Raw genomic sequence first — 15,210 nt, forward strand, 5'->3', positions numbered from 1 at the left:
GTTCAGGCGCGCGAATCCCAGCGGGGGCATGTGAAGTCTGGCTTAACCATTTGTCGTACAGTTTTAGCATAACCGACAGAAAATATTCCTTTTCTCCGCCACAGATTTGCCATGAAAAGCGCGCCTGAAGCTGCCTTTTCCACCCGCCTTGTTGCGCAACAAAAACGACGCTTCAGGCGGCACTGAAATGAAAAACACTTTTAAATGAGTAGGTTGTGATAAAAACAATCCTTTGCGCAACGTCTTAAAAAAGCGGGTTATAGTCTGAAACTGCCGCGCAGAATCTGCTTTAACGATTCAACAGATCGTGTTTGCCAAAACCTTATGCCAGGCTGATTGTGTTAATAGCAGGATTTTCCATGTGCCCATTCATTAATAAAGGATCAGTTCAATGTCCAATAAAGGCGAACAGCCGTTAGTACTCTGGTACAACCAGCTTGGCATGCATGATGTTGATCGGGTAGGAGGCAAAAATGCGTCTCTGGGTGAGATGATTACCAATTTGTCCTCTCTGGGGGTTTCGGTACCCAATGGTTTCGCGACCACCTCCTGGGCCTTTAATCAGTTTCTTGAGCAGAGCGGTCTGAACCAGCGTATTTATGCATTGCTGGATGACACCAATATTGATGATGTTGATCAACTGGCGAAAGCAGGTAAGCAGATTCGTCAGTGGGTCGTCGAAACGCCCTTCCAGCCTGAACTTGAAGCCGCCATTTTGTCGGCCTACGAACAGCTCTCAGCAGACGATGCCGAGGCCTCTTTTGCCGTACGCTCCTCGGCCACCGCAGAAGATATGCCCGATGCTTCCTTTGCCGGACAACAGGAAACCTTTCTGAACGTGCAGGGCATCGAAGCTGTGATGGTAGCGGTGAAACATGTTTACGCATCCCTGTTTAACGATCGTGCCATCTCTTACCGTGTTCATCAGGGCTACGATCACCGGGGTGTTGCCCTGTCGGCAGGCATACAGCGTATGGTCCGTTCCGATCTGGCCGCATCAGGCGTGATGTTTACCATTGATACGGAATCTGGCTTCGATCAGGTGGTGTTTATCACGGCGGCGCTGGGTCTGGGCGAAATGGTGGTGCAGGGCGCTGTCAACCCGGATGAGTTTTACGTGCATAAACCCACACTGGCCGCGAAGCGTCCGGCAATCGTGCGCCGCAACATGGGCTCGAAAAAAGTGCGGATGGTGTATGCCGATTCACGTGAGCACGGCGAGCAGGTGCGAATCGAGGATGTGCCGGAAACGGAACGCGACCGCTTCTGCCTGAACGACAGCGAAGTTCAGGCGCTGGCACAGCAGGCGGTACTGATCGAGCAGCACTATAAGCGCCCGATGGATATTGAATGGGCAAAAGACGGGCATACCGGCAAGCTGTTCATCGTGCAGGCGCGACCGGAAACCGTGCGCTCAAATGGTCAGGTGATGGAGCGTTACACCCTGCAAGGCCAGGGAAATGTGGTCATTGAAGGCCGTGCAATTGGCCATCGCATTGGTGCCGGGCCGGTTAAGGTGATTCATGACATCAGCGAAATGAACCGTATCGAAAAAGGTGACGTGCTGGTGACCGATATGACCGATCCTGACTGGGAACCGATCATGAAAAAGGCCTCCGCTATTGTCACCAATCGCGGGGGGCGTACCTGTCATGCCGCGATTATAGCGCGTGAATTGGGAATTCCGGCGGTGGTCGGGTGCGGCGATGCCACCGAGCGCCTGAAAGAAGGTCATACCGTGACCGTGTCCTGTGCGGAAGGCGATACCGGCTATGTTTACGACGAACTGCTCGATTTTGACGTGACCAGTTCGCAGGTCGATACCATGCCGGACCTGCCGCTGAAGGTGATGATGAACGTGGGTAACCCGGATCGCGCCTTTGATTTTGCCTGCTTACCCAATGAAGGGGTTGGGCTGGCGCGCCTGGAGTTCATCATCAACCGCATGATCGGTGTGCATCCTAAAGCGCTGCTTGAGTTTGACCAACAACCGCCGGCGTTGCAGCAACACATCCGTCAGCTGATGAAAGGCTTTGACGATCCCGTCGAGTTCTATATTGCGCGCCTGACTGAAGGTATCGCGACCCTGGGCGCGGCATTCGCACCCAAACGGGTGATTGTGCGATTGTCCGACTTCAAAACCAATGAATACGCCAATCTGGTCGGCGGGGAACGGTACGAACCGGAAGAAGAGAACCCCATGCTGGGCTTCCGCGGCGCTGGTCGTTACGTGTCAGAAAGCTTCCGCGACTGTTTTGCGCTTGAGTGTGAAGCGGTGAAGCGGGTGCGAAATGACATGGGACTGACCAATGTCGAGATCATGGTGCCGTTTGTACGTACGGTGGACCAGGCGCAGGCGGTGGTCGAAGAGTTAGGTCGCCAGGGCCTGAAACGGGGTGAGAACGGACTGAAGGTCATTATGATGTGTGAAATCCCGTCAAATGCTCTGCTGGCGGAGCAGTTTTTACAGCACTTTGACGGCTTCTCCATTGGCTCGAACGACATGACGCAGCTGGCGCTGGGGCTCGATCGTGATTCCGGCGTCGTGTCTGCCCTGTTTGATGAACGCAATGAGGCGGTGAAAGCCTTACTGTCCATGGCGATCAAGGCGGCGAAAAAACAGGGTAAATACGTCGGTATCTGTGGACAAGGGCCTTCGGATCATCAGGATTTTGCGGCCTGGTTGATGGAGCAGGGCATCGACAGTTTGTCACTTAACCCGGATACCGTCGTGGAAACGTGGCTGAGCCTGGCGGCCCTGAATAAGTCTGCCTGACGCGACGTTTACACTGTTACTTTAAGGCCAGCGCAAGCTGGCTTTTTTATTCCCAGCGGAAAAACAGACGGGGTTGATCAGTGCTGACCCGATCCGGTTGTCGAGATATCACTTGCGCGGAAAGCGTATAAGGGACGAGGTTGCTCTTCGGCCTGTTCATACAACCTGACCGGTAAAAAGAGGGAGCAACCCCTTTTCGACAGGCAAAAAAAAGCCCATCACAGGGGATGGGCAAAGACTACACACAGCAATTCTTTACGCTACTCAGGGGAAATAAGGGTGTTTAGAAATCAGTGAGTTGATTTCAAACTTGTTAAATATGTTATTCATACCGCTTGCTGGCGTCTTTAAGAATCCTCTTATTAGTTTAAAGGAAATAATATTTTGACCATCATTAAGAGCGTTGAGGAGAGTTATTATGTATGAAAAATAATCATTTCAGGCCGAAAAATGGGCTTAAAGCGCTAAATATGCGTTTTATCTTAAAAACTACTAATGAAAAAAAGGCTGGTGATATCTTAATCAGCCAGCCTACTTAACCACTACTAATCATATGAAATGCAGAACAGGGCCTATTGATCCGTCTTTTCGTCCAGGGCTTTGAGCGGATCGACCGGTGGTCTGGGCACTTCATTCATCCAGACGGACACCAGGCGATAGGAGACGGCCAGCACGACGGGGCCGATAAACAGTCCGATCATGCCAAACGCGATGAGTCCGCCAATGACACCGGATAAAATCAGAATCAGCGGCAGGTCGGCACCCATACGAATCAGCACGGGACGCAAAATATTGTCCAGTGTTCCGACGACGCAGCTCCACACCAGCAGCACTGTGCCCCAGGTCGTATCGCCGCTCCAGTAGAGATAAACGATGGCGGGCACCAGCACCAGCAGGGGACCAATCTGGACCAGACAGCAGAGGATCATCAGGACGGTCAGCAAGGTCGCATAAGGAATGCCGGAGATGGCCAGCCCGATACCGCCCAGCACGCCCTGTACCAGCGCAGTCACCACCACGCCCAGCGCCACCGCGCGTACGGCTTGCCCGGCCAGCAAAACGGCGGCATCACCGCGACGGCCCGCCATGCGCACAGCGAAATGGCGAATCCCCAGCGCCGCCTGTTCACCGCGCCAGTAGAGCAGCACGCTAAACAGCAGCATCACGGCCAGATGAATCATAAACCGGCCAAAGTGTCCGGCCTGCGCAACAAAGAAGCCTGTTGTACGACCGACGTAAGGCTGAAGCTTGGCCATGATGGCCGCACCGCCGCCGGCCACCAGTTTCTGGTAGCTGGCATACAGTTTTTCCCCGACCACAGGAATGTCATTCAGCCAGCTCAGCGTCGGCAGCATATGGCCCTGCGTCGCCCAAGCAATTACCGGAGCACTGTTATCAATCAGGCTGTTCACCAGCAGGGCAACCGGAATAATAAACAGCAGCAGAAGCAGAATGGTCATCACAATGACGGCCAGAGAACGCCGGCCCCAGAGCAGTCGCTGAATTCTCAGCATCAACGGCCAGGTCGCAATCACTACCATGCTGGCCCAGGCGAAGCCGAGGATAAAAGGTTGCACCACCCATAAGCAGGCGGCAATCAACAGCAAAATGAATATCAGAGTGAACAACATTTGGGGAAGGTCTATCTGCCGTTCCAGGCTTTTCATCTTAAGCATTACCTCTTTGAGATCCGTCAACGCAGGGGATGACAGTGACCCGTCATCATGAGCTATTTGAGGGCGTTTAAACAGGCTTGTAAAGAAATGGTTTCAGCCTTTCCTGAAAAAACGACAGGGCTGACAGAAATGTGATAAAACAGGAGATTAACGCACGCGACAGACGCAAACCTACACAACATCGTTGGTCACAGAATCATGATCCCACAGATTTCTCAGGCACCGGGTCTTATCCAGCGGGTGCTGACATTCCTTGAAACCCTCAAAGAACAGGGCTTCACCGGCAATACCGCCACCAGTTATGCCGACAGGCTTTCTCTCTCAACCGACAACAGCATCTATCAGCTGCTGCCCGATGCGGTGCTGTTTCCGCGCTCGACGGCTGATGTCGCGTTGATTGCCCGCGTAGCGGGGGACCCGGCGTTCTCGAGTCTGGTTTTCACCCCGCGCGGTGGCGGGACCGGCACTAACGGCCAGTCACTGAATCAGGGCATTATTGTGGATATGTCCCGCTACATGAACCGTATCCTGGAGGTTAACACCGAACAGGGATGGGTGCGTGTAGAAGCGGGCGTGGTTAAAGATCAACTTAACGCGTATCTGAAACCGTTTGGTTACTTTTTCTCGCCAGAGTTGTCGACCAGTAACCGTGCTACGCTGGGCGGCATGATCAATACCGATGCCTCCGGCCAGGGATCGCTGGTGTATGGTAAAACCTCTGATCATGTTCTTGGTTTGCGGGCGGTCCTGCTGGGGGGCGATATTCTGGATACCCGGCCCATGCCCACGGCGCTGGCCGAAAGCCTGGCGCAAACGCCCACGCCAGAGGGCCGCATCTATCAGCAGGTTCTGACGCGATGTCGCGAACAGCGTGACCTGATTCTGGAAAAATTTCCCAAACTGAACCGCTTCCTGACCGGCTACGATTTGCGTCATGTCTTCAGCGACGATATGCAAACGTTTGACCTGACGCGCCTGCTGTGCGGCGCAGAAGGCACGCTGGCCTTTATCAGTGAAGCCCGGCTGGACATTACGCCCCTGCCTAAAGTGCGGCGCGTGGTGAATATCAAATACGACTCCTTTGATTCTGCTTTGCGCAATGCGCCTCTGATGGTACAGGCGCAGGCTCTGTCCGTCGAAACGGTGGACTCGAAAGTGCTCAATCTGGCACGGGAGGACATCGTCTGGCACTCGGTGAAAGCGCTGATCACCGATGTTCCCGACAAAACGATGTCAGGGCTGAATATTGTGGAGTTTGCCGGGGATGACGAAGCGAAAATTGAGCAGCAACTGACGCAACTCTGCAGCCGACTTGATGCGCTGATCGCGCAGCAGGAAGGCGGCGTCATTGGCTATCAACGCTGTAACGACCTGGACAGCATCGAACGCATTTATAACATGCGTAAAAAAGCGGTGGGATTATTGGGCAATGCGAAAGGGCGGGCGAAGCCGATTCCGTTTGTCGAAGATACGGCCGTGCCGCCGGAACACCTTGCCGACTACATCGTCGAGTTCCGGGCGCTTCTTGACAGCCATGGCCTGAGTTACGGCATGTTTGGCCATGTGGACGCGGGCGTGCTCCATGTCCGTCCGGCGCTGGATATGTGCGATCCGCATCAGGAAATGATGATGAAGCAGATTTCTGATGAGGTGGTCGAACTGACCGCGCGCTATGGCGGTCTGCTGTGGGGCGAACATGGCAAGGGCTTTCGCGCGCAATACAGTCCGGCCTTCTTCGGGGACACCCTGTTCAACGAACTGCGCCGTATCAAAGCGGCGTTCGATCCCGGTAACCGGTTGAACCCCGGCAAGATCTGTACGCCTTACAACAGCGATGCGGCGATGATGCAGGTGGATGCCATTAAACGCGGCAGCTATGACCGCCAGATTCCTGTACAGGTGCGTGACACCTGGCGTGGCGCGATGGAATGTAACGGTAATGGCTTGTGCTTCAATTTCGACGTGCGCAGCCCGATGTGCCCCTCGATGAAAATCACGCGCAACCGCATTCATTCACCTAAAGGGCGCGCCACCTTAACACGCGAATGGCTGCGCTTGCTGGCAGAGCAGGGCGTGGATCCGGTGATGCTGGAGAAAAAACTGCCGGAGAAGACACTGTCGTTGCGGGGGCTGGTTGGCCGCATGCGGAACACCTGGTATGCGAATAAAGGGGAATATGATTTTTCGCATGAAGTGAAGGACGCCATGTCAGGCTGCCTGGCCTGTAAGGCCTGTTCAACCCAGTGCCCGATTAAAATTGACGTGCCGGCTTTCCGCTCGCGTTTTTTGCAGCTTTATCATACGCGCTATCTTCGTCCCCTGAGCGATCATCTGGTGGCCGCGGTGGAAAGCTATGCGCCCGTGATGGCAAAAGCGCCTACGGTCTTTAACTTCTTCCTTAAACAGCCCTGGGCCGCATCGTTCAGCAAAACGCACATTGGCATGGTGGATTTGCCCTTGCTTTCCTCACCTACACTCAAACAGCAGCTGAGCGGCCATCCGGCAATGCAGATGACACTGGAACAGCTTGAAGGGCTGACGGAGGCGCAGCGGGCGAAAACGGTGCTGGTGGTGCAGGATCCCTTTACCAGCTTCTATGAGGCCCGGCTGGTCAGCGACTTTATCAGGCTGATTGAGAAACTCGGCTATCAACCTGTTCTGTTGCCCTTCTCGCCAAACGGTAAGGCACAGCACGTTAAAGGCTTTTTACAACGCTTTGCCCGCACGGCCAGTAAAACCGCTGATTTTCTCAATCGCGTCGCCCGACTGGGGATGCCAATGGTCGGCATCGATCCCGCCACGGTCCTGTGTTATCGCGATGAATATCGCCAGACGCTGGGGGAGGCGCGGGGCGACTTCAATGTGCTGTTGGTGCATGAATGGTTGCAGAATGCGGTGCAGGAACGTGACGTCCAGATTGCCAGCGGCGAAGCCTGGTATCTGTTTGCGCACTGCACCGAAGTCACCGCCTTGCCTGCAACGCCCGGTCAGTGGCAGGCGATTTTTTTACGTTTTGGTGCAAAGCTGGAAAACATCAACGTGGGCTGCTGTGGCATGGCGGGCACTTACGGACACGAGAGCAAAAATCTGGACAATTCGCTGGGCATTTACGCGCTCTCATGGCATCCGCAGTTGCAGAAGCTGCCGCGTCAACGCTGTCTGGCAACCGGTTTTTCCTGCCGGAGCCAGGTTAAACGTGTTGAAGGCAATGGTATGCGCCATCCGCTTCAGGCTCTGCTTGAGCTGGTGTAAAAAGGCAGGAGACGTCAACCGCAGGCTGGATTAGAATATCCAGCCTGCATGTTTGACAAAGTTACTCTGGAGCACCGTCGCCTGTTCCCATTCACCTGTAATGGCCAGCTGGTGGCATAGCCGGGTCAGTGACAGTCTTGCCAGCTGGTAAGCCTGAATGCGAAACAGCCGATCCCGGTCGGGATTTTGCATTTCTACGACCAGTCGGTGATGAAGCTTACCCATGGCATGCAAATAACTCTGGTCGTCACCGTTCAGTTGGCAAAGTTCTGCCATATCCAGACAGGTATCATTGAACTGACGTAACTGCTGAACGGTACACTCAGCCCGGTCAACTCTGGCCTGCGCCAGGTAAAAATCGACAGTGAGATCGCGAACCGAAAAACGGTATTCATCAAGTTTGTGCTGAAGCCAGGCGGAAACCGATAACGACATAACGCATCCTGATGCTGAATGATAATAATTATCATATTCAACTGAGCAGCGATTGCAATTGGCAAATGAGAATTTTTTTCCGATTTATTTCACCTGTCGGTATAATCGGAAATAACAATCTGTTTACAACACAGAAAGGCGTAACCTATCAATAAAGGGTTTATCATAAAGTGATGATTTTAAAATTCACCAGTTATTAACAGGTTACGGGGTCGTGCTTCCTGCCGGTTTTGCGAATGCAAGCCTGGCTGAAGACGCTATGCTTAATAAATGCGCTGTTAAAAACAGCACCTAATGATTATCCCTGCAAAACAAGAGGTTGAAGTGATCAGTGAGATCACTACCATAGGGGGATAGCCTGAAAAGGTCCGGACTCACAAGAGGTAGCAACATGTCATCCGTGAATGCAGACTCTTTCTCACCTGACGAATATGTGTGGAAAGGGTTAACGCTGACCGAAACCGCAGCGAAACAAATTCTAAATCTGGCCGCAGAAAACCCAGAAGTCAAGGGCCTGCGTTTAGCGATTAAACAATCCGGTTGTGCCGGCTTTGGTTATGTCATGGATCTGGTGAAGCAACCAGAAGATGACGACCTGCAGTTTACCTACTACGGCGCAACATTGTTTGTACCGCTTCAGGCGATGCCATTTATCGATGGCACTGAAGTGGATTACGTCCGTGAAGGCCTGAATCAAATTTTTAAATTCAATAACCCTAAAGCTCAACACGCCTGCGGGTGCGGTGAAAGCTTTGGCGTCGAGTAAGTGAAATATGTCACGACACAGCGAAACATCTGACGATGTACAAATGTGGGAAGGCAAGCTCAATTATAAAGAGGGCTTCTTTACCCAGTTGCAAACCGAAGAATTTGCCAACGGCATCAATGAAGATGTCGTGCGCGCAATTTCGGCTAAGCGTAACGAGCCAGAGTGGATGCTGGAGTTTCGGCTTAAAGCTTTTCGTGCCTGGCTGGAAATGGAAGAGCCACACTGGCTGAAAGCGCACTACGAAAAGCTCGACTATCAGGATTACAGTTACTATTCCGCGCCGTCGTGCGGCAATTGTGACGATACCTGTGCGTCGGAGCCGGGAGCCACGCAGGCTTCAGGCGCGGCGCCTGCCAACGATTACCTGACGCAGGAAGTGGAAAACGCCTTCAACCAACTGGGTGTACCGGTGCGTGAAGGCAAGGAAGTGGCGGTTGACGCCATTTTTGACTCGGTGTCGGTGTCCACCACCTATCGTAGCAAGCTGGCGGAACAGGGCATTATCTTCTGCTCTTTCGGTGAAGCCATTCACGATCATCCGGAGCTGGTGAAGAAATATCTGGGCACGGTAGTGCCACCCAACGACAACTTCTTCGCTGCCCTGAATTCAGCGGTTGCGTCAGACGGTACCTTTGTTTACATCCCGAAAGGGGTGCGTTGTCCGATGGAGCTGTCAACCTACTTCCGTATTAACGCGGCGAAAACCGGTCAGTTTGAACGCACCATCCTGATTGCTGATGAAGACAGCTATGTCAGCTACATTGAAGGCTGTTCTGCACCGGTCCGTGACAGCTATCAGCTGCACGCAGCGGTGGTCGAGGTGATCATCCACAAGAATGCGGAAGTGAAATACTCCACCGTGCAGAACTGGTTCCCGGGCGGTGAAGGCGAGGGCGGTATCCTTAACTTCGTGACCAAGCGTGCGCTGTGTGAAGGCGACCACAGTAAAATGTCCTGGACGCAGTCGGAAACCGGGTCGGCCATTACCTGGAAATACCCGAGCTGTATCCTGCGTGGCGATCACTCCGTGGGCGAGTTCTACTCCGTCGCCTTAACCAGCGGACGCCAGCAGGCGGACACCGGTACCAAGATGATTCACATTGGTAAAAACACCCGGTCGACCATTATCTCCAAAGGTATCTCTGCCGGTAAAAGCCAGAACACCTACCGTGGCCTGGTGAAAATCATGCCGACGGCCACCAACGCACGTAACTTTACCCAGTGTGATTCCATGCTGATTGGGCCAGATTGTGGTGCACATACGTTCCCATATGTTGAAACCCGCAACAACACCGCCCAACTGGAGCATGAAGCGACCACTTCACGTATCGGCGAAGATCAGATGTTCTACTGTCTGCAACGTGGCATCAGTGAAGAAGATGCTATCTCGATGATCGTGAACGGCTTCTGTAAAGACGTATTCTCTGAGCTGCCGCTGGAATTTGCAGTGGAAGCACAAAAACTGTTAGCCATCAGCCTTGAGCACAGTGTGGGCTGATTGACGCCGTCACACGCGTTGCCGGAAGCAATGTGAAGGAATAAGTATGTTAAGTATTAAAGATTTACAGGTTAGCGTTGAAGACAAAGCGATCTTACGTGGTCTGAACCTTGAGATTAAACCAGGCGAAGTTCATGCCATCATGGGACCGAATGGTTCAGGTAAAAGTACGCTGTCTGCGACCTTAGCTGGCCGTGAAGACTATGAAATCACCGGCGGTTCAGTGACCTTTAAAGGCAAAGACCTGCTGGAGCTGGAGCCGGAAGAGCGCGCGGGTGAAGGGATCTTCATGGCGTTCCAGTATCCGGTTGAAATTCCTGGCGTCAGCAACCAGTTTTTCCTGCAGACCTCCGTGAACGCAGTGCGCAAATACCGTCAGCAGGATGAGCTGGATCGTTTCGATTTCCAGGATTTCATCGAAGAGAAAATTAATCTGCTCAAGATGCCTGAAGATCTGCTGACCCGTTCTGTCAACGTCGGTTTCTCCGGCGGTGAGAAGAAGCGTAACGATATTCTGCAGATGGCCGCGCTTGAGCCCGATCTGTGCATTCTGGACGAAACGGACTCCGGTCTCGACATCGATGCCCTGAAAATCGTGGCTAACGGCGTAAACAGCCTGCGCGATGAGAAGCGTGCGTTCATCATCGTCACGCACTATCAGCGTATCCTGGACTATATCAAACCTGATTTTGTGCATGTGCTGTATCAGGGCAAGATCGTGAAATCTGGCGACTTCTCGCTGGTGAAACAGTTGGAGGAGCAGGGTTATGGCTGGCTTACCGACGAAGAGTGATACTGCGCTGCAACAGTGGCACCACCTGTTTGAATCGCGCGGTGAACTGCGCTCCATGCAGGCACAGCAGCACTGGCAGCAGTTAATGCGTCTGGGCTTGCCCACGCGCAAGCATGAAAACTGGAAATACACGCCGCTGGATGGCCTGCTGGCACAGCACTTTGTGTTGCCTGAGTCTCAGGACGTCAGTGCTTCACAGGTTGAAGCGCTGGCTCTGCCGCTGGATGCCATTCGTCTGGTGTTTGTCGACGGCAAATTCCAGTCTGCGCTGAGTGCGACCGGGACTGATTTTTTCGAGATTCAGCACAGCGTTGCCGCTGAGCGTCGCGATCTGCCTGCGCCGGTTCAGCCAGAAGTCTTTCTGCATCTGACGGAAAGCCTGGCTGAAGAAGTGACTCATATTCGTCTGCCGCGCGGTAAGGCGGCTTCACGTCCGCTTTATCTGCTGCACATCACCAGCGGCAAAGATGATGGCATGAACACCGTTCATTACCGTCATCATCTGCAACTGGAAGAGAGTGCAGAAGCGGAAGTCATCGAGCACTATGTCACGCTGAACGACAGCGCGCACTTCACCGGCGGTCGCTTTAGCTTCGCTGTCGCTGATAATGCTACGCTGAAGCACACCAAGCTGGCCTTTGAAAGCACTAAAAGTTATCACTTTGCCCATAATGACATCGTGATTAACCGTGATGCGCAGGTGACCAGCACCAGCTTCTTACTGGGTGCGGGTTTAAGCCGTCATAACACCAGTACGCAGCTCAATGGTGAAAACACCCAGCTGTCTTTGAACAGTCTGGTGCTGCCCGTGAATCAGGAAGTGGCGGATACCCGCACCTATCTTGAGCATAACAAAGGCCACTGCCTGAGCCGTCAGATGCACAAAACCATCGTGCGTGACAAAGGGCGTGCGGTGTTTAACGGCCACATCAAAGTGGCGCAGCATGCGTTAAAGACAGATGGTCAGATGACCAACAACAATCTGCTGTTAGGCCGCCTGGCCGAAGTGGATACCAAGCCGCAGCTGGAAATTTATGCCGATGACGTTAAATGCAGCCACGGTGCGACCGTAGGCCGTATTGATGACGAGCAGATGTTCTACCTGCGTTCGCGCGGTATCGAGCAGGACGCCGCGCAGACCATGATCATTCACGCCTTTGCGGCTGAGTTAACCGAAACGCTGGAGAACCCCGTTCTTCGCCAGGCGGTGCTCCAGCGCATTGCTCAGCGTTTTCCAGGAGACAACTCATGATGAACTTCGATCTCGAGCGTATCAGAGCGGATTTTCCGGTTCTGAAGCGTGAGGTCAACGGTCATCCGCTGGCTTACCTTGACAGCGCGGCCAGCGCACAGCGTCCTTTGTCGGTCATCAATGCCGAAAGCCATTTCTACCAGCACGGCTATGCCGCCGTGCACCGCGGTATTCACACGCTCAGCCAGCAGGCAACCAGCGATATGGAAAACGTTCGCGAACAGGCGGCACGTTTTCTGAATGCGGCTTCTGCGGAAGAAATCGTTTTTGTTAAAGGTACGACGGAAGGCATCAACCTGGTTGCCAACAGCTGGGCGGGCAGTCAACTGCAACCCGGTGATAACCTGATTATCACGCAGATGGAGCACCATGCGAATATCGTGCCCTGGCAGATGGTGGCTGAACGCTGTGGTGCGGAAATTCGGGTACTGCCCCTGACCGACAACGGTGAGCTGGCGCTGGCTCAACTGGCGGGGCTGATTGACAGCCGCACGCGCCTGCTGGCGGTCACCCATGTGTCCAATGTGCTTGGTACGGTGAATCCGGTCAAAGCCATCGTCGCGCAGGCCAGGGCAGCAGGTGTGGTTACCCTGATCGACGGGGCGCAGGCCGTGATGCACAGCGCTGTCGATGTACAGGATATCGGCTGCGACTTCTATGTGTTCTCCGGCCATAAGCTCTATGGCCCAACGGGCATTGGCGTGCTGTATGGCCGCAAGGCGCTGCTGGACATCATGCCGCCCTGGGAAGGGGGCGGATCGATGATTGGCGAAGTCCTGCTGCCCACCGGCACCACCTGGAATACGGCACCGTGGCGTTTTGAAGCCGGAACGCCGAATACCGGTGGCATCATTGGTCTGGGCGCCGCGCTGGAGTATGTTGAGGCGCTGGGACTGGATACGATTCATCAGCGGGAAACAATCCTGATGAATTATGCGCTTGATAAGCTCGCCTCCGTGCCGGATATCCAGATCTACGGTTCGCAGCAGCGTACCGGTGTGATTGCCTTTAACCTGGGCAAACATCACGCCTTTGATGTCGGCAGCTTCCTTGATCAGTACGGTATCGCGATTCGTACCGGCCACCATTGCGCTATGCCGCTGCTGCGCCATTATCAGGTCCCCGCGATGTGTCGCGCTTCTTTCACGTTCTACAACAGTGAAGACGAAGTGGATCGGCTGGCGGCAGGTCTGACGCGTATTCATCGCCTGCTGGGCGGCTGAACAACGTAAACGGAGTGATTCATGGCCACGTTGCCAGAAAAAGAGAAACTGGTGCGCAACTTTAATCGTTGCGCTAACTGGGAAGAGAAGTATCTGTACATCATTGAATTAGGTGCCAAACTCCCGGAATCGTCTGAAACACTGCACCAGCCTGAAAATGCCATTACCGGCTGTCAGAGTCAGGTGTGGATCAAGATGACCCCGCAGGCAGACGGTACGATCGCCTTTGAAGGTGACAGTGATGCAGCTATCGTTAAGGGACTGATTGCTATCGTATTTAGCCTTTATCAGAACCTGCAACCCGCTGAAATCGTGGCACTGGATGTTCGCCACTGGTTCAGCGAACTGGCCCTCGTTCAGCACCTCACGCCGACGCGCTCGCAGGGGCTGGAGGCGATGATTAAGTCAATTCGCCATACCGCTCAGAACCTCAGCTAAGATACACTCCAAAGACGCCATCCGGCGTCTTTTTACTGTCTGATGAGAACATCGCATGAAACCTGCTTTTTATATAGCCGGTGCATTGCTGCTGACCTGTTTTGGGCTCTCTGCACCCGGTTTTGCTACCGAATATCCCTTGCCGCCGCCTGGCAGCCGCCTGACAGGTGAAAATCTTGTTACCCAGGTGCCAGATAATAAACGCCCGCTGGAAGATATCGCTGCGCGTTATCAGGTTGGCCTGCTGGGCATGCTGGAAGCGAACCCAGGCACCGATCCGTGGTTGCCCAGGCCGGGTACACAGCTGACCATTCCGCTACAGATGATTCTGCCGGATACGCCACGCGAAGGCATTGTGGTAAACCTGGCGGAACTGCGGTTGTACTATTACCCAAAAGGTGAAAACAAGGTCATTGTGTATCCGATTGGTATCGGTCAGATGGGGATCATGACGCCCGTGATGGTGACCAGCATCAGCCAGAAAATCCCCAACCCCACCTGGACGCCTACCGCGAATATTCGCAAGCGCTACGCGAAAGAGGGCATTACCCTGCCTGCAGTGGTGCCCGCAGGCCCGGATAACCCTATGGGGCTGCATGCGTTGCGTATGGCACGGGGAACCGGGCAATACCTTATCCATGGTACTAATGCCAATTTTGGTATCGGCATGCGCGTGAGTTCGGGTTGTATTCGCCTGCGCACGGATGATATTGAAGCGCTGTTTAATGCGGTGCCGGTGGGAACGCGTGTGCAGGTGATTAACCAACCGGTGAAATATACCGTTGAGCCCGATGGCAAACGTTACGTTGAAGTCCATCAGCCCTTGTCGCGCAGCGAGAAAGACGATCCGCAAACCGCGCCTCTGGCCTTAAGTGCGGGCTTCAGGACGTTTATGAAGAGCGAGAAAAGTGACCAGGCCTTAATTAACGCTACGCTGACGCGCCGTTCGGGCATGCCGGTGCTGGTCAGTGCCGGTGAGCCGGTGCGGGATGAGGCAAGTGTCCTGACGGCACACTAATTAATGCGGGACAGGGCGCGAGTCCTGTCAGTGTACTAACCGAAGCAGATTGAGTGGACATAACCGATGCGGAATGGGGC

The 15,210-nt window shown here is 53.9% G+C and carries 11 protein-coding genes and 1 other RNA gene; 9 read left to right on the forward strand and 3 right to left on the reverse strand.

Annotated elements, in window-relative coordinates; translation table 11 throughout:
* Positions 1 to 391 precede the first annotated feature (391 nt).
* Positions 392 to 2,776, forward strand: coding sequence for a phosphoenolpyruvate synthase (gene ppsA, locus C7434_RS04650; RefSeq protein ID WP_033741141.1), 2,385 nt, complete (start codon positions 392 to 394; stop codon positions 2,774 to 2,776).
* A gap of 203 nt (positions 2,777 to 2,979) precedes the next feature.
* On the opposite strand, the gene rprA is transcribed toward ppsA, so the two are convergent.
* Positions 2,980 to 3,089: antisense sRNA RprA (gene rprA / locus C7434_RS04655), an RNA gene on the reverse strand.
* Between the two features lie 259 nt (positions 3,090 to 3,348).
* Positions 3,349 to 4,443 (reverse strand): AI-2E family transporter YdiK, encoded by a 1,095-nt coding sequence (gene ydiK / locus C7434_RS04660; protein WP_006118968.1) that lies wholly within the window; start codon positions 4,441 to 4,443, stop codon positions 3,349 to 3,351.
* A gap of 207 nt (positions 4,444 to 4,650) precedes the next feature.
* Here ydiK and C7434_RS04665 point away from each other — a divergent pair, with 207 nt between their 5' ends.
* On the forward strand, positions 4,651 to 7,704 hold the full coding sequence (locus tag C7434_RS04665; protein WP_133745195.1) for an FAD-binding and (Fe-S)-binding domain-containing protein: 3,054 nt from the start codon (positions 4,651 to 4,653) through the stop codon (positions 7,702 to 7,704).
* A 30-nt stretch (positions 7,705 to 7,734) separates the two neighbouring features.
* Here C7434_RS04665 and C7434_RS04670 read toward each other — a convergent pair whose 3' ends face one another.
* A complete protein-coding gene (locus C7434_RS04670; protein ID WP_133745196.1) occupies positions 7,735 to 8,139 on the reverse strand; it encodes a hypothetical protein in 405 nt (134 codons plus the stop codon).
* A gap of 391 nt (positions 8,140 to 8,530) precedes the next feature.
* Here C7434_RS04670 and sufA point away from each other — a divergent pair, with 391 nt between their 5' ends.
* The 7 genes from sufA to C7434_RS04705 are packed head-to-tail and all read left to right on the forward strand — an operon-like array spanning position 8,531 to position 15,130.
* Positions 8,531 to 8,905, forward strand: a complete 375-nt coding sequence (gene sufA / locus C7434_RS04675; protein ID WP_006118971.1) for a Fe-S cluster assembly scaffold SufA — start codon at positions 8,531 to 8,533, stop codon at positions 8,903 to 8,905.
* Between the two features lie 7 nt (positions 8,906 to 8,912).
* Positions 8,913 to 10,406 carry a Fe-S cluster assembly protein SufB gene (gene sufB / locus C7434_RS04680; RefSeq protein ID WP_033741147.1) on the forward strand — a complete coding sequence of 498 codons (1,494 nt, stop codon included), beginning with the start codon at positions 8,913 to 8,915 and terminating at the stop codon, positions 10,404 to 10,406.
* A gap of 46 nt (positions 10,407 to 10,452) precedes the next feature.
* On the forward strand, positions 10,453 to 11,199 hold the full coding sequence (gene sufC, locus C7434_RS04685) for a Fe-S cluster assembly ATPase SufC (RefSeq protein WP_006118973.1): 747 nt from the start codon (positions 10,453 to 10,455) through the stop codon (positions 11,197 to 11,199).
* Entirely contained in the window at positions 11,174 to 12,451 is a 1,278-nt protein-coding gene (gene sufD / locus C7434_RS04690; RefSeq protein WP_133745197.1) for a Fe-S cluster assembly protein SufD, read from the forward strand. The genes sufC and sufD overlap by 26 nt, the downstream gene beginning before the upstream one ends.
* Positions 12,451 to 13,674, forward strand: coding sequence for a cysteine desulfurase SufS (sufS, locus tag C7434_RS04695; RefSeq protein WP_033741458.1), 1,224 nt, complete (start codon positions 12,451 to 12,453; stop codon positions 13,672 to 13,674). Before sufD ends, sufS begins: the two co-directional genes overlap by 1 nt.
* 21 nt (positions 13,675 to 13,695) lie before the next feature.
* Complete coding sequence (gene sufE, locus C7434_RS04700) at positions 13,696 to 14,112, forward strand: cysteine desulfuration protein SufE (protein WP_006118976.1); 417 nt, start codon at positions 13,696 to 13,698, stop codon at positions 14,110 to 14,112.
* 55 nt (positions 14,113 to 14,167) lie between these two features.
* A complete protein-coding gene (locus tag C7434_RS04705) occupies positions 14,168 to 15,130 on the forward strand; it encodes a L,D-transpeptidase family protein (RefSeq protein ID WP_033741150.1) in 963 nt (320 codons plus the stop codon).
* Positions 15,131 to 15,210: the final 80 nt, after the last annotated feature.

Source organism: Pantoea sp. PNA 14-12 (genome assembly GCF_004364735.1).
In the GTDB taxonomy this organism is placed as follows: Bacteria; Pseudomonadota; Gammaproteobacteria; order Enterobacterales; family Enterobacteriaceae; genus Pantoea; species Pantoea stewartii.

What these genes read in the sequence shown, in the direction of transcription:
- ppsA (WP_033741141.1), top strand. Translation starts at nt 392, where the DNA reads ATGTCCAATAAAGGCGAACAGCCGTTAGTACTCTGGTACAACCAGCTT.
- ydiK (WP_006118968.1), bottom strand. Translation starts at nt 4,443, where the DNA reads ATGAAAAGCCTGGAACGGCAGATAGACCTTCCCCAAATGTTGTTCACT.
- C7434_RS04665 (WP_133745195.1), top strand. Translation starts at nt 4,651, where the DNA reads ATGATCCCACAGATTTCTCAGGCACCGGGTCTTATCCAGCGGGTGCTG.
- C7434_RS04670 (WP_133745196.1), bottom strand. Translation starts at nt 8,139, where the DNA reads ATGTCGTTATCGGTTTCCGCCTGGCTTCAGCACAAACTTGATGAATAC.
- sufA (WP_006118971.1), top strand. Translation starts at nt 8,531, where the DNA reads ATGTCATCCGTGAATGCAGACTCTTTCTCACCTGACGAATATGTGTGG.
- sufB (WP_033741147.1), top strand. Translation starts at nt 8,913, where the DNA reads ATGTCACGACACAGCGAAACATCTGACGATGTACAAATGTGGGAAGGC.
- sufC (WP_006118973.1), top strand. Translation starts at nt 10,453, where the DNA reads ATGTTAAGTATTAAAGATTTACAGGTTAGCGTTGAAGACAAAGCGATC.
- sufD (WP_133745197.1), top strand. Translation starts at nt 11,174, where the DNA reads ATGGCTGGCTTACCGACGAAGAGTGATACTGCGCTGCAACAGTGGCAC.
- sufS (WP_033741458.1), top strand. Translation starts at nt 12,451, where the DNA reads ATGAACTTCGATCTCGAGCGTATCAGAGCGGATTTTCCGGTTCTGAAG.
- sufE (WP_006118976.1), top strand. Translation starts at nt 13,696, where the DNA reads ATGGCCACGTTGCCAGAAAAAGAGAAACTGGTGCGCAACTTTAATCGT.
- C7434_RS04705 (WP_033741150.1), top strand. Translation starts at nt 14,168, where the DNA reads ATGAAACCTGCTTTTTATATAGCCGGTGCATTGCTGCTGACCTGTTTT.